This is a genomic window from Streptomyces sp. NBC_00859 (assembly GCF_045161865.1).
Classification (GTDB): domain Bacteria; phylum Actinomycetota; class Actinomycetes; order Streptomycetales; family Streptomycetaceae; genus Streptomyces.
Genome location: NZ_CP108826.1, coordinates 5,280,923 through 5,298,862 on the forward strand (window position 1 = coordinate 5,280,923; position 17,940 = coordinate 5,298,862).

The 17,940-nt window shown below is 70.8% G+C and carries 16 protein-coding genes; 1 reads left to right on the forward strand and 15 read right to left on the reverse strand.

Translation table 11 applies throughout. The annotated features are described in order from the left end of the window. Window positions 1-43: 43 nt before the first annotated feature. The 13 genes from OG584_RS23160 to OG584_RS23220 all read right to left on the reverse strand — a co-directional run bounded on the left by OG584_RS23160 (window position 44) and on the right by OG584_RS23220 (window position 13,975). Window positions 44-1,840, reverse strand: a complete 1,797-nt coding sequence (locus tag OG584_RS23160) for an IucA/IucC family protein (protein ID WP_405780607.1) — start codon at window positions 1,838-1,840, stop codon at window positions 44-46. Then, window positions 1,837-2,361, reverse strand: coding sequence for a GNAT family N-acetyltransferase (locus tag OG584_RS23165; RefSeq protein WP_405780609.1), 525 nt, complete (start codon window positions 2,359-2,361; stop codon window positions 1,837-1,839). The genes OG584_RS23160 and OG584_RS23165 overlap by 4 nt, the downstream gene beginning before the upstream one ends. Then, on the reverse strand, window positions 2,358-3,647 hold the full coding sequence (locus tag OG584_RS23170) for a lysine N(6)-hydroxylase/L-ornithine N(5)-oxygenase family protein (RefSeq protein ID WP_405780611.1): 1,290 nt from the start codon (window positions 3,645-3,647) through the stop codon (window positions 2,358-2,360). The genes OG584_RS23165 and OG584_RS23170 overlap by 4 nt, the downstream gene beginning before the upstream one ends. Further along, entirely contained in the window at window positions 3,631-5,082 is a 1,452-nt protein-coding gene (locus OG584_RS23175; protein WP_405780612.1) for a pyridoxal phosphate-dependent decarboxylase family protein, read from the reverse strand. The genes OG584_RS23170 and OG584_RS23175 overlap by 17 nt, the downstream gene beginning before the upstream one ends. Before the next feature lie 117 nt (window positions 5,083-5,199). Continuing rightward, the gene (locus OG584_RS23180) at window positions 5,200-6,045 is read right to left on the reverse strand and encodes a siderophore-interacting protein (RefSeq protein WP_405780614.1); all 846 of its coding nucleotides are present in this window, start codon (window positions 6,043-6,045) and stop codon (window positions 5,200-5,202) included. 3 nt (window positions 6,046-6,048) lie between these two features. Next, window positions 6,049-7,077, reverse strand: a complete 1,029-nt coding sequence (locus tag OG584_RS23185; RefSeq protein WP_405780616.1) for an ABC transporter substrate-binding protein — start codon at window positions 7,075-7,077, stop codon at window positions 6,049-6,051. 140 nt (window positions 7,078-7,217) lie between these two features. Beyond that, entirely contained in the window at window positions 7,218-8,753 is a 1,536-nt protein-coding gene (locus OG584_RS23190) for an FAD-dependent monooxygenase (RefSeq protein WP_405780617.1), read from the reverse strand. 113 nt (window positions 8,754-8,866) lie between these two features. Continuing rightward, complete coding sequence (locus OG584_RS23195; protein ID WP_405780619.1) at window positions 8,867-9,547, reverse strand: response regulator; 681 nt, start codon at window positions 9,545-9,547, stop codon at window positions 8,867-8,869. Between the two features lie 173 nt (window positions 9,548-9,720). Beyond that, window positions 9,721-10,944: a sensor histidine kinase gene (locus OG584_RS23200; RefSeq protein ID WP_405780620.1), complete on the reverse strand. Its 1,224-nt coding sequence runs from the start codon at window positions 10,942-10,944 to the stop codon at window positions 9,721-9,723. Window positions 10,945-11,124: 180 nt separating this feature from the next. Then, window positions 11,125-11,676: a hypothetical protein gene (locus tag OG584_RS23205; protein ID WP_405780622.1), complete on the reverse strand. Its 552-nt coding sequence runs from the start codon at window positions 11,674-11,676 to the stop codon at window positions 11,125-11,127. Window positions 11,677-11,829: 153 nt separating this feature from the next. Further along, on the reverse strand, window positions 11,830-12,336 hold the full coding sequence (locus OG584_RS23210; protein ID WP_405780623.1) for a GNAT family N-acetyltransferase: 507 nt from the start codon (window positions 12,334-12,336) through the stop codon (window positions 11,830-11,832). Window positions 12,337-12,492: 156 nt separating this feature from the next. Beyond that, on the reverse strand, window positions 12,493-12,765 hold the full coding sequence (locus OG584_RS23215; RefSeq protein ID WP_405780624.1) for a hypothetical protein: 273 nt from the start codon (window positions 12,763-12,765) through the stop codon (window positions 12,493-12,495). Window positions 12,766-12,817: 52 nt separating this feature from the next. Further along, entirely contained in the window at window positions 12,818-13,975 is a 1,158-nt protein-coding gene (locus OG584_RS23220; RefSeq protein WP_405780626.1) for an acyl-CoA dehydrogenase family protein, read from the reverse strand. Window positions 13,976-14,129: 154 nt separating this feature from the next. On the opposite strand from OG584_RS23220, the gene OG584_RS23225 reads away from it, so the two are divergent. Continuing rightward, window positions 14,130-14,996, forward strand: a complete 867-nt coding sequence (locus OG584_RS23225; RefSeq protein WP_405780628.1) for an RNA-guided endonuclease InsQ/TnpB family protein — start codon at window positions 14,130-14,132, stop codon at window positions 14,994-14,996. A gap of 38 nt (window positions 14,997-15,034) precedes the next feature. On the opposite strand, the gene OG584_RS23230 is transcribed toward OG584_RS23225, so the two are convergent. Next, window positions 15,035-15,976, reverse strand: a complete 942-nt coding sequence (locus tag OG584_RS23230; protein WP_405780629.1) for a hydroxymethylglutaryl-CoA lyase — start codon at window positions 15,974-15,976, stop codon at window positions 15,035-15,037. Further along, window positions 15,973-17,934, reverse strand: a complete 1,962-nt coding sequence (locus OG584_RS23235; RefSeq protein ID WP_405780630.1) for an acetyl/propionyl/methylcrotonyl-CoA carboxylase subunit alpha — start codon at window positions 17,932-17,934, stop codon at window positions 15,973-15,975. The genes OG584_RS23230 and OG584_RS23235 overlap by 4 nt, the downstream gene beginning before the upstream one ends. Window positions 17,935-17,940 lie beyond the last annotated feature (6 nt).

Genomic DNA, 17,940 nt, shown 5'->3' on the forward strand with positions numbered 1-17,940 from the left:
ACCGTTCTCCGGGCGCCGGGGCATTCCCCGGCCGGCCGCCGCCTCAGGCGATCGGGTTCTTCAGGGTCCCGGAGAGCTGAAGCGCACCCGCCGGGTCCTGGAGGTCCACCATCTGCTGGTTGTTCCGCAGCTGCAGACGGTTGAGGCAGGACAGCGCGAACTCCGGCGCGAACAGGTCGTACTGGCGGAACTTGTCGGCCAGCTGGGGCACCGAGTTCTGGTAGTCGCGTACGCACGTGCCGACCGTCCGCCAGAACTCGTCCTCGCCGAGCACACCTTCGGTGGCCAGCGTCGCGCTGAGGAAGCGGAAGAAGCAGTCGAAGACGTCGGTGAAGAGCGACAGGAGTTTCATGTCGTCCGGCACATCGGCGCGGATGCGCTCGACGTCCGGCGGCAGCACCGCGTCGGGGTCCATCACCGCGATCTCCTCGGCGATGTCCTTGTAGACCGCCCGGCGCACCACACCGTCCTCGATGACCAGGATCACGTTCTCGCCGTGCGGCATGTAGACCAGGTCGTAGGCGTAGAAGCTGTGCAGCAGCGGGGTGAAGTACGCGTCGAGGTAGCGGCGCAGCCAGTCGGCGGGCTCCAGGCCCGACTCGGCGATCAGGGCGCCCGCGAACGACGCGCCGTCCCGGTCGGTGTGCAGCAGCGACGCCATCGTGGCGAGGCGCTCGCCCGGCTCCAGCGCGGGCACCGGGCTCTCCCGCCAGAGCGCGGCCAGCATCTTGCGGTACGGCGAGCCCTTGGCGGTCGCCTGCTCGTACTGCCGGTGGTGGTAGCCGATCGCGGCCCGCTCCCTGATCACCGAAAGGCCGGTGGCCTTCAGGACCGGATCGCTCTCGATGAGCTGCGCCAGCCAGTCGTTGATGGCGGGCGTCGCCTCCATGTACGCGGCGGAAAGGCCCCGCATGAAGCCCATGTTGAGCACCGAGAGGGCAGTTTTGACGTAGTGCTTCGCCGGGTCGCTCGTATTGAAGAAGGTACGGATCGACTGCTGCGCGAGGTACGAGTCGTCGCCGTGCCCGAGCAGCACGAGCCGCTGCTTGGCCACGTCGGCGGCGAAGGTGACGGAGAGCTTGTTCCGCCACTGCCAGGGATGGACCGGGATGAGGAAGTAGGCGTCGAGATCCAGGCCGAGTCCGGCCATCGTCGCGCGGAACCGCCCCAGCGCTTCCTCGCCCAGTTCGGCCCGGATCAGCGACTCGTAGTCCAGTCCGGCGCCCGCGCTGAAGGTGGCGCGGTCGCGCAGGGCTGCCAGCCAGACCAGCCGCACGGGGCTGGCCGCCTCCGGGGCGTAGCTGAGGTACTCGTCCGAACCGAAGCCGAGACGGCCGTTGTTGGCGACGAAACAGGGGTGGCCCTCGGTCATCCCGGTCTCGATGTCCTGGAATCCGGACGCGGCGAGCCCGGCGGCGGACACGGGATTCTCGGCGTGCCGGGCGAGTTTGTACGCCGTGCTGGACAGGGTGGAGGAGATCTCCTCCAGGTAGACCGGCAGGACCTCGTCGCTCAGACCCAGCACACCGCGCAGCTCGATGAAGAACTCCAGTGCGTCGAGCGGGAGTTCCTCGGTTCCGCGGTGGCGGGTTATGGACTCCGCCGGGATGTGCCAGTGGTCGAGGGCGAGTACCCGGGCGCGGAAGCGGTACTCGGTCCCGCCGTCGTCACTGCGTACGGAGAACGGGGACTCGCCTGTTCCGGCGGGACCGAGGTGCGGAAGCCCGTCGCTCAGCGGCTGTGGGGACAGCAGCCGCTCGTGGGAGAACTCCGCGAGTGCCTTGCGGACGAGGAGCCGCTCGGCTTCGGCCCAGAGTACGGGGGTCAGGTGGCTGCTCATCGGCGGGCTCCCTCGAACGCGGCGCGGGTGCACACGCTCAGCAGTGCTGTCTTCTCCGGCTTCTCCAGCTCGCGCACGACCTCGAAGCCGACGGCCTTGTTGAGCGTGTGGACCGCCTCGTTGCGTATGTCGGGCTCCACCACGACCCGGCGCGTCGCCGGGTCCGCGAACAGCTCCGCCATGACCGCTGTGATCACCGCCCGGGTGAAGCCGTGGACGGGGGAGTCCGTCGGGGCGACCAGGAAGTGCATCCCGACGTCGCCAGGCTCGGCGTCGTAGAGACCCTTGAGTTCGATGTACGCCGGGTCGTAGCGCTCCATGAGGAAGGCCGGGGTGGAGCCGTGCAGTCCTATGAAGGCGTCATGGTGCTCGGACGCCGCGATGCCCATGTACTCGCGCTCGATGTCGGTCAGGCTCGCGTCCTGCATCATCCAGTAGGCGGACTTGGGGTGGGTGACCCAGGCGTGCACCATTTCGGCGTCGGTGCGGATGTCGAGCGGGCGGATCGTGAAGCGGTTCATGCGGCGAACTCCTGGAAAGCGATGTTCTTCTCGACCGGGTAGTACTCCTGGCCGTCGAGCAGCTCGCGGATGATGCACGAGTTGCGGTAGGCGGCCATCCCGAGGTCGGGTGCGACGAAGCCGTGCGTGTGCAGCTCGGCGTTCTGGACGTAGATCGTCCGGTCCTTGTCGATGCTGTAGTTGCGGTGGACGTCGAAGCGGCCCTGCTCGTCCCAGCTGATCCGGTCGTGCAGCGGGGCGAGGAAGTCAGGCACCCGGTACTTGTAGCCGGTGGCGAGTACGAGCCCCTGGGTGGCCAGCGTGAAGTCCTTCTCCTGCTCCTCCTGGCGCAGTCCGAGCGTGTAGGTGCCGTGGTCGTAACCGGCGCTCTCCAGAGAGGTGTTGGTCATCATCCGGGTGGCCACGGGACCGCGCCGGTTCTTCGCGTACAGCAGGTCGAAGATGGCGTCGATCAGCTCGGAGTTGATGCCCTTGTAGAGGTTCTTCTGCGACACGTTGAGCCGGTCGCGGGTCCGGGGCGGCAGCGCGTGGAAGTAGTCCACGTACTCCGGCGAGGTCATCTCCAGGGTGAGCTTCGTGTACTCCAGGGGGAAGAACCGGGGCGAGCGGGTGACCCAGTTCAGCGCGTATCCGTGGTGGTCGATGTCCTGGAGCAGGTCGTAGTAGATCTCGGCGGCGCTCTGCCCGCTGCCGACGACGGTGATGGACTCCTTCGCCTGGAGAGCCTCCTTCGCCTCCAGGTAACGGGAGTTGTGGATCAGGTCTCCGCCGAGCTCCCGGCAGGATTCCGGGAGGTAGGCGGGGGTGCCGGTGCCGAGGACGAGCCGGCGGCCCCGGTGGACGGCCCCGGCCTCGGTCCGTACCACGTAGACCGCGTCCCGCTCGTCGTACGTGACCTCGGCCACGGACTCGCCGAAGCGGATCGCGGGGATCTTCGCGGCGGCCCACCGGCAGTAGTCGTTGAACTCCTCGCGCAGCGGATAGAAACTCTCGCGGATGTAGAAGGAGTACAGCCGCCCCGACTCCTTGAGGTAGTTGAGGAAGGAGAACGGCGACGTGGGGTCGGCCAGCGTGACCAGGTCGGACATGAACGGTGTCTGGAGCGTGGAGCCTTCCAGGAACATGCCGCTGTGCCAGTCGAAGTCCGGCTTGGACTCCAGGAAGAGCCCGGACAGCTCGTCGACCGGGTCGGTCAGGCAGGCGAGCCCCAGATTGAACGGCCCGAGCCCGACCGCGATGAAGTCGTAAGGCTCAAGCGGGTCAAGAGACTCAAGAGGCGTGGACAAGGGCTTCTCCCAGGTACTGGCCGGCGTACTCGGCGAGGAGTTCGAGGACGGCCGCGATATCGGCGACGGTGGTCTGCGGGTTGAGCAGGGTGAATTTCAGGTACGCGCGGCCGTTGACCGTCGTACCGGCGACGACTGCCTCGCCGGATGCGAACAGGGCCTTGCGCGCGTACTGGTTGGCCCGGTCGATCAGCGCGGGGCTGGTGACATCGCCGGGGATGAAACGGAAGACGAGTGTGGAGAGCTGCGGCTCGACGGCGACGTCGAACCGGGGGTCGGCGGCGAGGAGTCTCCAGCCCTCTTCGGCGAGGTCCACCACCTCGTCGAAGAGTCCGCCCACCCCGTCGGCGCCCATCACACGCAGGGTCATCCACAGCTTGAGCGCGTCGAAGCGGCGCGTGGTCTGGAGGGACTTGTCGACCTGGTTCGGGATGCGGGCCTCGGCGGCCGAGCGCGGGTTGAGGTAGTCCGCGTGGTACGTGGCGTGCCGCAGGGTGACCCCGTCGCGTACCACCAGCGCACTCGAACTCACCGGCTGGAAGAACGACTTGTGGTAGTCGACGGTGACCGAGTCGGCGTTCTCGATGCCGTCGAGCCGGGAGCGCCTGCGGGAGACGAGCAGCCCGCAGCCGTACGCCGCGTCGACGTGCATCCAGGCGCCGTACCGCGCGCAGAGCTCGGCGATCTCGGGCAGCGGGTCGATGGACCCGAAGTCGGTGGTCCCCGCGGTGGCGACGACGGCCATCGGGACCGCGCCTTCGGCGCGGCAGCGCTCCAGCTCACGGGCGAGTGCCACGGTCTGCATGCGCTTGTCGCGGTCGCAGGGGACGGAGACGACCGCGTCGGGGCGCAGCCCGAGCAGCTTCGCGGACTTCTGGACGCTGAAGTGGCTGCACTCGGAGGCGAACACCCTCAGCGAGGAGGCGGGGGCGGCCGGGTCGGCGGACTTCGCCTCCTCGCGGGCCAGCAGCAGCGCCTGGAGGTTGGACTGCGAGCCGCCGCTGGTGAAGACGCCGTCGGCGCCCGGACCGTAGCCGATGCGGCCGGCCGTCCAGTCGACCAGCCGCTGCTCGATCAGCGTGCCGCCCGCGCTCTGGTCCCAGGTGTCCAGCGAGGAGTTCACGGCGGACAGCACGGCCTCGGCGGCCAGCGCGGGGATGACCACGGGGCAGTTGAGGTGGGCGAGGTAGCGGGGGTGGTGGAAGTAGACGGCATCCCGCAGATAGACCGTTTCGAGTTCGTCCAGCGCGGCGCCCGCACTCCCCAGGGGCTTGTCCAGGTCGACGCCGTCCAGGGCCGGGGCGAGCTCCTGCGGTGAGATTCCGGTGAAAGGCTTTTTGGTGGAGGCGAGTTGGGCCGCCACCCGCTCGACTGCTGCGGTGGCAGTGAGGCGGTACTGCTCCGCTGTCGTGTCGTTGAGCAGGTGTGAGCGCATGAACGGTCCTCCGGGGAAGGAAAAAGGGGAGAGGGTCACTGCGACGTCGTGGTTAGGTAAGCCTAACCTAACCAATCTGGGCATCGCAATGAGGCCTCCCCCCTGGGGGCGTGCAGGTCACGCGGCCTGCGCGGCGGCCGCCCTCAGCTGTTCCTCGCTGAGCCCTCGGCGCCAGTAGCCGACGAACGTGACCTGCCGGCGGTCGACTTGACGTTCCCGTACGAGATGGCGCCGCAGTTCCTTGACGCAGCCGGACTCGCCCGCGATCCAGGCGTACGGCCGCGCTCCGGGCAGCTCCGCCGCGCGTACGGCGTCCACCGCCGCCGGGGCGCCCTCCTCCCGTACCAGCCAGGTGACCCGTGCGTCGGCCTCGGTCCGCAGTGGCTGCCGGTCCGCCGTGTGCTGGACCTCCAGCCAGACCTCGGCCCTGGTGCCGGCCGGCAGCCATTCCAGGATGGCCGAAGCGGCGGGCAGCGCGGTCTCGTCGGCCCAGATCAGCACCGAGTCGGTGCCGGTGGGCGGCTGGAAGCGGACGGCGGTGTTGTGTTCCATGGCGGGGCCGAGGACGCGGACCCGCTGGCCCGGGGTTGCCTGCCGGGCCCAGCGGGACGCGGGGCCGCTCGCAGCGGCGCCGGCCGGACCCGCTCCGTGCAGGGCGAAGTCGATGTCGATCTCGTCGGGGTCGCGGCGTTGCTCGCGCACCGTGTACGAGCGCAGTACGGCCCGTTCGTCCTCGGGCAGCGCCCGCCATTCGGCGAACCAGTTGTCGCCGGTGGGGAGTCGGGGCTCCCGCTGTCCCGGGTGCGGCAGGAACAGCGAGAGGCTCTGGTCGCGGCCTCCGGCGGCGAAGTCCCTGAGGTCCTCGCCGCCGAACGTGATGCGGACCATCGACGGGCCGAGCCGCCGCGTCCGTACTACGTGCAAGCCGAAGAAACGGAAGGGTGCGATGGCGGCCGTCGTCATGGGTCAGCTGACCTTCTTCGCGTTCTCGATTGCCTTGGCCAGGGCCTCCAGGGCCGGGGCGCACTTGTCGTAGGAGAAGATCGGGTCGGTCGTGGAGCGCGGGATGACCTGTCCGGCCTTGACCGCGGGCAGGTCGCCCCAGGTCGGCTTGGAAGTCAGCGCGGACGGCTGAAGGGCCGAGGTCCGGTTGTCCATCATGATGATGTCGGCCGGGTACTTGTCCGCGTTCTCCCAGCTCAGGCTCTCGAACCAGCCGGCCTTGTCGACCTTGTCCGGGACGACGAGGTTGACGCCGAGCTCCTTGAAGTACCGCAGGTCGGCCGAGGGCGCGGGGGTCGAGATGTAGAGCAGGTCGGCGCTGGCCGAGCCGATCAGTACCTTGATCTTCGGGTTGGCCTTGGCGGCTGCGCGCAGCCGGGCCGCGGCCTTCTCGAACCTGGCCTTGGCGTCGGTGACCTTCTTCGCCTTGAGGTCGGCGCCGAGGGACTTCGCCAGTTCGGCGTGGCGCTCCAGCGCGGCGGGCATCGAGGTGCGGGCCACCATCAGGGCGGTGCTGGGGGCGAGCTTGAGGATCTTGGACTTGGACTCGTCGGGGACGTACCAGAGGGCGCCCTTGTCGTACATGCCGGTGATCAGCAGCTGGGGGCCGATGGCGGCGTACTTCTCCACGTTGAACTCGCCCCAGACATTGCCGAGTATCTCGACCTTGCTGATGTCGAGATCGCCGGCCTGGACGTCGGCTTTGCCGTCCTTGGTCTTGGTCGGCCCGAAGACGGCGGCGACCTCGACGCCGTAGTCGTGCAGGGCCGCGGCCGTCCCGGTGAAAGCGACGATCTTGGTGGGGGTTGCGTCGGCCTTGGCGGTGATGCCACGGTCGTCCTTGAAGGACCAGGGTCCGGAGCCGGATTTCGCAGAGCCCGAGCTCTTCGAGTCGCTGCTGCCGCAGGCGCTGAGGGCGGCACCGATACCGATGACGCCGCCTGCGGCGAGGATGCCGCGACGGGAGAAGTGGGAGGCGCGGGCGTTGGGCATGGCTTAGCTCTGCTTTCCGTACGTGCCGGGACGGCCACTGGTCAATTCCTGGTCAGGTTAGCCTAACCTGACCAGTTGTCCAGGGGGTGGGGCCGGGCCCGTGGGGGCCGCAGTACGGACCGCTGACAGCTGGTCCCCGCTCAGAAAAGCAGGGACTTCACGGTGTCCACGGCGTGGCCGGGGTCGTCGCCGACCCAGGCGGTGTGACCGTCCGGCCTGATCAGCGCGGCCGGGGCGGTGGACCAGGATCCGGCCAGGGCCGGGTCCATCGGCGGGTTCGCGTCGGGGGCAGGGTCGGGGGAGACGGAGACCGGGGTGACCAGCTCCTGGAGTCCGGCCGCCGCGACCGCCCGGTCGGCGTGGAGACGGCCACCGGTGAGGTCGAGGAGAGTGAACCGGCCGGGCCGTGCGGTTTCGAACAGCCGTCGTGGGCCGTTGCCGCCGGGTGTGGGGGCGAAGGCCAGGTCGGGGGCGCGGGTACCGATGAGCGGGCCGATGCCGTGCGAGCCTGCGAGAGCTCCGTAGCGCACATCGAGTTGGGCCAGCCGGACTGTGAGGTCGTGGTTGAGCGCCGGGTATTCGGTCAGCAGGGTGTCGAAGCGCCTGCGCAGGGTGAATCCGTCCAGGCCGGTGGCGGTGACCAGGGCGATCTGGGCGCGCACGTCGGCCAGGACGGTCGAGCCGACCGGGTGGCGCTCGGCGGTGTAGTCGTCGAGCACCCGCTCTGCGGCCCCCGCGCGCAGGACACAGGCGAGCCGCCAGGCCAGGTTGTGCGCGTCCTGGACGCCTAGGTTCAGGCCCTGGCCGCCCATCGGATAGTGCATGTGGGCGGCGTCCCCGGCCAGCAGTACCCGCCCGGCGCGGTAGACGTCCGCGACCTTTCCCGCGTCCCCCACCGTCGCGATCCGCCGGGGGTCGCGCATGCCGAGGTCGGTGCCGGCCACCCTCTCGACGGCGGCGCGCAGGTGGGCGAAGGGCACCGGGGTGGGCGGCGTCCCGTGCATGGTCGCGTGGTCGAGCACGGCGACGAGGTGACGGCCCTCCGGCAGCGGGATGGTCAGCAGGATGCCCGCCTCGCAGGACAGGATCGGCGCGCCGATCGGCGGCGGATCGTCGAGAACGACGTCACCGCTGAGGGTGGTGGTGATGGTCTCGGTGCCGGTGAAGGGAATCCCGGCTGCTGTGCGGACGGTGCTGTGTGCGCCGTCGCAGCCGACCACGTAGCGTGCGGTCAGCCGGCCGGGGCCTGCCGGGGACTCGGTCTGTATCTCGACCCGGTCGGGGTGCTGCCGCAGGCCGGTGACCCGGCACCTGCGGGTCACCTCGCCGCCCAGGCCGAGGAGGCGGCGCTCCATCAACTCCTCCGTTGCGACCTGCGGGTTGAGCAGGACGAAGGGGAACCTGGTCGGGAGTCCGGCGAAGTCGAGCCGGGTCTGCCCCATGGCGAAGTGCCACGAATCGCTGACCCGGCCCGCGCTCAGCAGGGGTTCGGCCAGACCGCGGGTGTCGATGAGTTCGAGGGTGCGCGGCTGAACGGTGAAGCCACGTGACCACGTCGAGCGTCCGGCGCGGGCTTCCAGCAGCCGCACGCCGACCCCGGCGGCGACGAGTTCGGCGGCCAGCCAGGTCCCGACCGGGCCGGCTCCGACGATGAGGACGTCAGTGTCACAATCCATCTTTGCGCTCCTGGCTCGCAGATGTTCCACGTATCGGTCCGGGGATCCGTGGCCCCGGCGCTCGCTGCCGCGGACAGGACCCTTCCTGGCTGCGGCGGCACACAGGCAACGCCCTACTGGGATCTTTCGGCCAGCCCGTGGCGCCAGGCCCAGGCGATCAGGGCGCCGCGGTCCTCCAGGGCCAGTTTGGCCAGGACGTGGTTGAGATGCGTCTTGACCGTCGACTGGCTGACGACCATCTCCTTGGCCACCTGGCGGTTGTTGAGCCCCTGGGCCACCAGCCGGACGACGTCGACCTCCCGCCGGGTGAGGCCCTCGGCCTCGGCCGGGACCCCGGTCTCGGGCACGGGGGCCGGAGCGGCGGATTCCCGTTCGCTGACGACCAGTTCGACCAGGCGCCGCTGGACCGCCGGGTCCAGGACGGTGTGGCCCGCGGCCACGTCGCGGACCGCGGCGAGCACCGCTTCACCCGTGGCGTCCTTGGTCAGATAGCCGGCCGCGCCCGCCCGCAGCGCCGGCATCACCGCGTCGTCGTCGGCGTACGTGGTCAGGATCAGCACCCGGACCCCGATGCCGGATGCGACCACCTGAGCGGTCACCTCGGCGCCGGTCAGTCCCGGCATCCGCAGGTCCACGAGCGCGACATCGGGCCGCGCCTCCGATGCCAGCCGCACGGCCTCGTGCCCGTCGCCCGCCTCGCCGACCACCTCCATGTCGTCCGCCGACGAGAGCAGCAGCACCACCCCGTCCCGTACGACCGCCTGATCGTCGGCCACCAGCACCCGAATTGTCACCCGTCCGCCTTTCCCGCCCGTGCGCGGCGTCCGGACGCCGGCTGATGTGTTCACGACTCATCTTCCCTCCCCGGTATCTTCCTCCCCGGTGCGGCCGGCCGCCGTCGCTTCCGTCGCTCCGGGCAGTGGGCGGGGGAGGAGCCGGGCAGCCGGGGGCATGCCGGGGCCGGAGGTCAGGAGGGTCCGCCCGACCCGCCGGCCTCCGAAGGCCCCGCCGGGGCCGGCAGATCCGTGCTGCTGCCCCCGGCTTCCGTGAAGGGCACGCGCATCGCGATCCGCCAGCCCGCCCCGCCGGGCATGGGCCCGGCGGACAGCTCCCCGCCGACGGCCTCGATCCGCTCCGCCATGCTCCGCAGACCGGTTCCGCTCCCCTTCACACCCGAACCGCCGCGGCCGGCCGGCAGCCCCTGGTCGTGAACGGTCACCTGCAACTGCCGCTCCTGCCACGCCACATCGACATCGATGGGGCTCCCGGTCGCATAGCGGGCCGCGTTCGTCAGGGCTTCCTGCACCCCCCGGTACACCGCGTGGCCCGTCTCGGGGCCGAGCGGACAGGGGCGGCCGGTGACCCGCAGGCGGGCCTCGCCGGGGAAACCGCCGACCAGCCCCTTGAGGTCGTCCACACCCCTGCGCGGGGCGGTGCGCAGCGTACTGACGGCGGCGCGCGCCTCCTGCACCCCGTCGCGGGCCAGCTGGGCCGCCCGGTCGAGCGGCCCGGTCAGCGCCGGGGGCGCGCCTTCCCGGTTCGCGATCGCCCGTACCGCCTGCAGCTGCACGGACAGACCGGCGAGGCTGTGCGCGAGGACGTCGTGCATCTCCCTGGCGATACGGCCTCGTTCCTCGAAGGCCGCCGCTTCCTGGAGCGCCTGCCGGGAGGCCTCGACCTCGGCCAGCAGCGCGACGGCCCGGTCGCGCTCCGTCTGCAGGGCGGCGTGTTCCACGGACCGGTCGGCCATGAACCAGGCGCCCACGCCCGCCAGCAGCCCGGCCAGGCTGCCGGTGATCACCATGATCGTGATTCCGAAGGCGACCGAGACCACGCCGATCCCCGCGTGGCGCACCGGCCCCGCCGGCAGGCGCAGGGGGAGTACGGATGTGCCGGCGAGGACCGGGACCGCTCCGAGGCCCTCAGGAACCAGGAGCGAGATAGTGAGCCCGGCCGCGATGGTGACGGTCGCGCCCAGCGTGCCCACAACGGACGGCAGGACCCACCGGCCCAGCACCATACCCAGCTCGGCGAGCACCCCGAGCACCCCGACGACGATCTTGATGGTTGTGCCGTGGGCCGCGACCACGGAGACCGCCATGCACACCGCCATCAACGACCCGCCGATCAGCTGCTGCCGTCCGACCGCGACGCGGCCCGCCCGACCCGCCCACAAGAGCCTGCTCAACATCCCCGCACTCCGTTCTCCGCCGGCGGCAGCCGGCTGTTCCAGCGCGTGCATCACTTCCGGTGCCGCAGTCGCTTCGCCGGGCTCCCGTTCTCCGTGGGTCCGGGCCGCCGGTCCCGCGAGCCTCCCGGTCAGCGGTGAACCGGCGGCCGTCCGGTCGCCGGTGTGGTCCGCTCCGCCCGGTCAGACGTAGGCGCCGGGGCGGGGGGCCGGTGCGGCGGTCGCCGGCTCGGTGCGGTTGTTGCGCGAGGTGAGGATGCTGCCCCGGACGACGATCGTACCGATGCGGACGATGACCTCACCGAACGCCATCAGGACCAGGGCCACCACCCACGCCTGGCTGCTGGTGATGTCATGCGTGGCGGAGAAGTGCGCGACGTGAGCGGCGCCGGAGGGGTGGCTGGACCAGACGGCGAAAGCGAGCCGGAAGCCCATGCTGATCACCCAGAGTCCCGCGGCGGCCGCGGTGGCCTTGATGCGTGCGTGGCCGTCCGCGTAGCGGACCCGGGTCAGCAGGCCCGAGCAGAGCCCGAACACCACACCCACGCCGGCGAACGCCCCGATCAGCGCCAGGTCGTTCCCCGCGGTCGGGATGGAGTGCAGGTAGGTGGCGGCCGTCCAGCTGATGATGCCCAGCGGCAGGAGGACCGTGCGGGCGCTGAGCCGCTCCTCCCGAAGCTGGCGGAAGACGATGAGGAGGAGGGCGATGTCGATGATCCAGTCAGTGGTCGTCATGGGTACGACTATTCGCTCCGCGGCTCCGGATTCCTTCAACCCATGGGTTGAGCGTGGGTGGAAACCCGTCTCCACCGGGGGTGGGAGACCTGGCCGGGCACACACTGCTGCCTGCCGGTAAGGGGCCCCGCGGCAGGCGGCGGCCCGGCGGCGTCACAGGTCCCTGCGCATGCAGACCCGGGGCCACCGGTCCAGGCCGTGGGCGGCCTCCAGCCGGCGGATGTCCCGCAGACCCGGTCCCAGACCGCTGTCGTCGAGGGAGCGGAAACCGCAGCGCGCGTAGTACGGCGCGTTCCACGGAACACCGGCGAACGTGGTGAGGGTCAGGCCGGATACTCCGGCGGCCGGCGCATGGTCCGCCAGACGGTCCAGAAGCGCGCGTCCGATGCCGCGGCGTGCCCAGTCCGGGTGCACCGACACCTGCTCGACGTGGAGGTCGCCGTCCACGTGCTCCGCAATCAGATAGGCAACCGGGGCGTTGGTCTCGTCGACTGCGACCCAGGCCAGACCGGTCTGCCGGTAGCGGGCGAGCTCATCGACCGGGAGCGGCTCGTCATCGGCGATCTCCGGCATGCCGATGTCGCGAAAGCAGCGGCCGGCGGCTCTCTCGATGTCCTGGAGGAGCGGCAGTTCGTCGATACGGGGTGCTCGAATTCGCATGGGCCCATTGTCCTGCGTCCATGGTGCATGGGCTCTTCCTGTCTTGCGGGCGCCCGCCCGGTCGCCGTTCCTGTCGGCAGTACAGCGCGACGAGTTGAGGCGCCGGCGCGGCACCCCCGCACGGGCGCCGCGACAACTCCGTACGTACGCACCGCCTCAAGCCCCGGCGCTCCGCCCGTCCGGCGTCCCCCGGACACAGCACGCGGCCACGACGGCACCCGTGAGAGACGCGGCGGCGCCATCGGAGTCGACGTGGAGGCCCTTCCGCGCCGGCGCGCCTCGCTCCGCTGCTGCGTGGACCGGGCGGAACAGCGCCACCACCTCGCCGGAGCGCTCGGCGCCGCGGTAACCGGCCGCATGTTCGCCCTGGGCCGGCTCCGCCGCGGGAAGTACCCGCGCGTCGTCCACCTCACCGATGCGGGGCGGCATGGAGAAGGCGTTCGGCGTGCGGGCGGACGAGGTGGTGTGACGCCTCAGGGGCTCACCCGGTGGGCAGCCCCAACTCCCGGGCGATCAGCATCCGCTGCACCTCGCTCGTGCCCTCGCCGATCTCCAGGATCTTGGAGTCCCGCCACATCCGGGCCACCGGGTACTCGTTCATGAAGCCGTACCCGCCGTGGATCTGTGTCGCCTCGCGGGCGTTGTCCACCGCCACTGTCGACGAGTACAGCTTCGCCAGCGCGGCCTCCTTCTTGAACGGGTCGCCGCTCACCAGGCGCGATGCCGCGTCGCGCCACGAGACGCGGGCGGTGTGGGCCTTCATCTCCATGTCGGCGAGCTTGAACTGGATCGCCTGGTTGTCGCCGATCGGGCGGCCGAACGCGTGGCGCTGCTTGGCGTACGCCACGGACTCGTCCACGCAGCCCTGGGCGAGGCCCGTCGCCAGGGCGGAGATCGCGACCCGGCCCTCGTCGAGGATGCGCAGGAACTGGGCGTAGCCGCGGCCCTCCTCGCCGAGCAGGTTCGCGGCGGGAACCCGGACGTCCGAGAACGACAGCTCGCGGGTGTCGGAGGCGTTCCAGCCGACCTTCGAGTACGGGGCAGCCACCGTGAAGCCGGGGGTGCCCGAGGGAACGATGATCGCGGAGATACGCGGACGGCCGTCCGGCTTGCGGCCGGTGACCGCGGTGACCGTGACCAGGCCGGTGATGTCCGTGCCGGAGTTGGTGATGAAGCACTTTGAGCCGTTGATCACCCAGTCGTCCCCGTCGCGGACCGCCGTGGTGCGGGTGCCGCCCGCGTCCGAGCCGCACTCCGGCTCGGTCAGGCCGAACGCGCCCAGGATCTCGCCCGAGCACATCCGGGGCAGCCACTCGCGCTTCTGCTCCTCCGTGCCGAAGCGGAAGACCGGCATGGCGCCCAGCGAGACGCCTGCCTCCAGGGTGATCGCCACCGACGAGTCGACGCGGGCCAGCTCCTCCAGCGCGATACCCAGCGCGAGGTAGTCGCCGCCCATCCCGCCGTACTCCTCGGGGAAGGGCAGCCCGAAGAGGCCCATCCGGCCCATCTCGCGGACGATCTCGTACGGGAACTCGTGGCGCTCGTAGAAGTCGCCGATCTTCGGGGCGATCACGTCGTGCGCGAACGCCTCCACCGTGCGGCGGAGCTCTTCGTGTTCGGTGCTCAGGCGGTGGTCCATCTGGTTCTCCTTCGTGGGTACCACCGTCTTCGGGCGGTGGGGGAAGCGAAGCTCCCGTCGAGCGGTGCAGGGGGCGGCGATTCGTCGTCAGGCGGACCGGCGTTGTCAGTGGCCCGTACTGGGGTGATCACGGTCTTTCGGAAGGGGGGCCGCGTTGAGCCGTGCGTACGAGTTCCTGATGCGGCCCACTGTCCGCCAGGCGCAGGCGCTGTCCGAGATGCTGCGGGATCACTGCGGCCTCTACAACGGAGCTTTGCGGGAACGCCGGGATGCCTACCACCGGCACGTGTCGAAGACCACGGTCCGATACGGACAGCAGTCCGTGCAGCTCAAGGACATCAGGGCAGTCGGCCCCGAGCGTCAGGGCCGGTGGTCGTTCTCGTCGCAGCAGGCCACCTTGCGCCGATGGGACAAGGGGTTCGTGGCGTTCTTCCGCCGGGTCAAGTCCGGTGCGACGCCTGGCTGCCCGCGTTCTCGTGGGGTGAACTGGTTCGACACGGTTGACTTCCCCAAGGACGGCGACGGCTGCCGTAGGGACTCCACGCCACACGATCTGGTGACCCGTGTCCGCTTCCAGGGCGTGGGGCACGTCAAGGTCAACCAGCACCGGCCGGTGGCCGGGCGTGTCAAGACCGTCAGCGTCAAGCGCGAGGGGCGTAAACGGTTCGTCGTCCTGACCGCCGAACAGGGCCAGCCCGAGCCGCTGCCCAAGACAGGGTCCGTGGTCGGAATCGACCTGGGCATAGCCTCGTTCCTCACCGACTCCGACGGCGTGCCCAACGGGGGTGCCGCGAAGGCCGGGCTGAATCGTGCGATCGCTGATGCCGGTCGGGGCGCCGCCGTGGACCCCCGCAACACCTCCCGGCGGTGCCCCGAATGCGGGCACACCGCCAAGGAGAACCGGCCCACACAGGAAAAGTTCCGCTGCCTCTCGTGCGGCCACACGGCACACGCTGACGTCGTCGGAGCACGCAACGTTCTGCGGGCCGGGCTGGTCCGTCGCAAAGCCCAACCGGCATAGCGAGAAGCTCCGCCCCTCGGGGCGGGGAGGAGTCACCGTTACTGCTCCTGGTGGGAGAGGGCGCGTACGGTACGGGACGGGCTGGGTCGGCCCAGCTGTCCGGCCATCCACACGCTGGTGGCGGTGAGGAGGCCGAGGTCGACTCCGGTCTCGATGCCGAGACCTTCGAGCATCCAGACGAGGTCTTCGGTGGCGAGATTGCCGGTGGCGGACTTCGCGTAGGGGCAGCCGCCGAGCCCGCCGGCCGACGCGTCCACCGTGGTCACCCCGTGCTGGAGTGCGGCGAGGGTGTTGGAGAGCGCCTGGCCGTACGTGTCATGGAAGTGGACGCCGACCGAATCCGTACCGACGCCCGCCTCGTTGAGGGCGCTGAGCAGGGTCCGCACATGGCCGGGCGTCGCCACCCCGATCGTGTCGCCGAGGCTCAGTTCGTCGCAGCCCAGGTCCAGCAGGCGCCGGGCGACCGAGACCACCTGGTCGACCGGGACCGGGCCCTCCCACGGGTCGCCGAAGCACATCGAGAGGTAGCCGCGTACGTGCAGCCCGGTGGCGCGGGCCTTCGTGACGACCGGCTCGAACATGGCGAGTGACTCGTCGACGGTGCGGTTCAGATTGGCCTTGGCGAACGACTCCGTCACGCTGCCGAAGACCGCGATCCGGCGGGCCCCCAGCTCCAGCGCCCGGTCGAGGCCGCGGCCGTTCGGCACGAGGACCGGCAGGTCCACCCCGGGGATACCGGTGAGCTGCGGGAACAGGCTCTCGGCGTCGGCCAGTTGGGGGACCCACTTGGGGTGCACGAAGCTGGTCGCCTCGATGGTCGACAGGCCCGCGGTGGCGAGGCGGTGGATGAACTCCGCCTTCACCCCGGTCGGGACGACCGTCTTCTCGTTCTGCAGCCCGTCACGGGCGCCGACCTCGTGGATGCGCACCCGGGGCGGCAGCCCTTCAGCCGGTACGGACATGGGCAGGCCGTCGGTCATGAGTCCTCCTGCTGGGGGATGCCGGCCGGGATGTCCGCCGGGGTGACGACCGCCAGCACCTGGTCCATCGCGACCGTCGTGCCGGGCACGACGTCCAGTTCGGTGACGGTGCCCGTGTGCGGGGCGGTGATCAGGTGTTCCATCTTCATCGCCTCGACCACCAACAGACCCTGCCCGGCGACGACTTCGTCCCCGGTGGCGACCTTGACCACGGTGACCGTGCCCGGCATGGGCGCGGTGAGCGACCCCGCGCCGCCCCGGCCGGCCGCCGCGTCCAGCGTGGTCTGTACGGGGTCGTGGTCCTGGACGTGCCACGCGTCGCCGTCCCTGCCGAGCCAGTCCCCGGCGTGGTGGAAGGTGTGCACGCTCCCGTCCACGGTGACCGAGACCGTGTCCCGGGTGACCCGGCCAGCGCCCCCGGTCAGTACCGCCTCGTGCCCGGGGATCTGGAGCCACTGCGTCACCGGCAGCGGGGCGCCGCCCAGCCGCCAGCCGTCCGGCACCGAGAACGGGTCGGTCCAGCCGGCGGCGTCCGGCTCCGCGGTGCGCCCCGCAGCCCGTACCGCCGCCGCCGCCACGTACACCTCGGGCGGCACCCCGTCCGGCACCAGCCCGTCCGCCTCGCGCTCGACCAGGCCGGTGTCCAGCTCGCCCGCGACCACCGAAGGGTGCGCGAGCAGCCGCCGCAGGAAGCCCGCGTTGGTCGGGACGCCCAGGGTGACCGTGGAGCCCAGCGCAGCCCGCAGCTTGCGCAGCGCCGTCGCCCGGTCGGGGCCGTACGCGATGACCTTCGACAGCATCGGGTCGTAGAGGCTGCCGACCTCCACGCCCTCGCTGAGGCCCGAGTCGGTCCGCACCCCGTGGCCCTGCGGTTCGCGCAGCGCCAGCACCGTGCCGCCGGACGGCAGGAAGCCGCGGGACGGGTCCTCCGCGCAGACCCGCGCCTCCACGGCGTGCCCGGTGAGGGTGATGTCCTTCTGCCCGTAGGGCAGTTGCTCACCGGCGGCGACCCGCAGCTGCCACTCCACCAGGTCCAGGCCGGTGATCAGCTCGGTCACCGGGTGCTCGACCTGAAGGCGGGTGTTCATCTCCATGAAGTAGTACGAGGACGGGTCGCCGCCGGGGACGATGAACTCCACCGTGCCCGCGCCCGTGTACCCGCAGCTGCGCGCCGCCTGTACCGCCGCCTCGCCCATCGCGGTCCGGGTCGCCTCGTCGAGCAGGACCGACGGCGCCTCCTCGATGATCTTCTGGTGGCGGCGCTGCAGGGAGCACTCGCGCTCGCCCAGGTGCACCACGTTCCCGTGGGCGTCCGCGAGGACCTGGATCTCGATGTGGCGGGGGCGGTCGATCCACCGTTCCACCAGCAGGGTGTCGTCACCGAACGAGGAACGGGCCTCGCGCCTCGCCGAGGCGATCTCGTCGGCGAGCAGCGCTTCGTCGCGGACCAGGTGCATGCCCTTGCCGCCGCCGCCCGCCGACGGCTTCAGCAGCACAGGCATCCCGATCTCCCGTGCGGAGGCGGCCAGTTCGGCATCCGAGAGCCCGCTGCCCGAGGAGCCGGGAACCACAGGCACGCCCGCCGCCCGTACGGTCGCCTTGGCGCGGATCTTGTCGCCCATCAGGGAGATGGCCGGGGCGGGCGGCCCGATGAAGACCAGTCCCGCGTCGGCGCACGCCTGCGCGAAGTCCGCGTTCTCGGCCAGGAACCCGTACCCCGGGTGGACCGCTTGCGCGCCGGAGCGTGCCGCCGCGTCAAGGAGCCGCTCCACGGACAGATAGCTCTCGGATGCGGGCGCCGGGCCGATGCGGACGGCCGTGTCCGCCTCCCGTACGTGCCGGGCGTCCGCGTCCGCGTCGCTGAAGACGGCGACCGAGCGGATGCCCAGCTCCCGCAGCGTACGGATGACGCGCACGGCGATCTCGCCCCGGTTGGCGATCAGAACGCTGTCGAACATTTCCAC

Bases quoted from the DNA above. Each gene is read 5' to 3' on its own strand.
- OG584_RS23160 (WP_405780607.1), bottom strand. From the start codon at position 1,840: ATGAGCAGCCACCTGACCCCCGTACTCTGGGCCGAAGCCGAGCGGCTC.
- OG584_RS23165 (WP_405780609.1), bottom strand. From the start codon at position 2,361: ATGAACCGCTTCACGATCCGCCCGCTCGACATCCGCACCGACGCCGAA.
- OG584_RS23175 (WP_405780612.1), bottom strand. From the start codon at position 5,082: ATGCGCTCACACCTGCTCAACGACACGACAGCGGAGCAGTACCGCCTC.
- OG584_RS23180 (WP_405780614.1), bottom strand. From the start codon at position 6,045: ATGACGACGGCCGCCATCGCACCCTTCCGTTTCTTCGGCTTGCACGTA.
- OG584_RS23185 (WP_405780616.1), bottom strand. From the start codon at position 7,077: ATGCCCAACGCCCGCGCCTCCCACTTCTCCCGTCGCGGCATCCTCGCC.
- OG584_RS23190 (WP_405780617.1), bottom strand. From the start codon at position 8,753: ATGGATTGTGACACTGACGTCCTCATCGTCGGAGCCGGCCCGGTCGGG.
- OG584_RS23200 (WP_405780620.1), bottom strand. From the start codon at position 10,944: ATGTTGAGCAGGCTCTTGTGGGCGGGTCGGGCGGGCCGCGTCGCGGTC.
- OG584_RS23205 (WP_405780622.1), bottom strand. From the start codon at position 11,676: ATGACGACCACTGACTGGATCATCGACATCGCCCTCCTCCTCATCGTC.
- OG584_RS23210 (WP_405780623.1), bottom strand. From the start codon at position 12,336: ATGCGAATTCGAGCACCCCGTATCGACGAACTGCCGCTCCTCCAGGAC.
- OG584_RS23215 (WP_405780624.1), bottom strand. From the start codon at position 12,765: ATGCCGCCCCGCATCGGTGAGGTGGACGACGCGCGGGTACTTCCCGCG.
- OG584_RS23220 (WP_405780626.1), bottom strand. From the start codon at position 13,975: ATGGACCACCGCCTGAGCACCGAACACGAAGAGCTCCGCCGCACGGTG.
- OG584_RS23230 (WP_405780629.1), bottom strand. From the start codon at position 15,976: ATGACCGACGGCCTGCCCATGTCCGTACCGGCTGAAGGGCTGCCGCCC.
- OG584_RS23235 (WP_405780630.1), bottom strand. From the start codon at position 17,934: ATGTTCGACAGCGTTCTGATCGCCAACCGGGGCGAGATCGCCGTGCGC.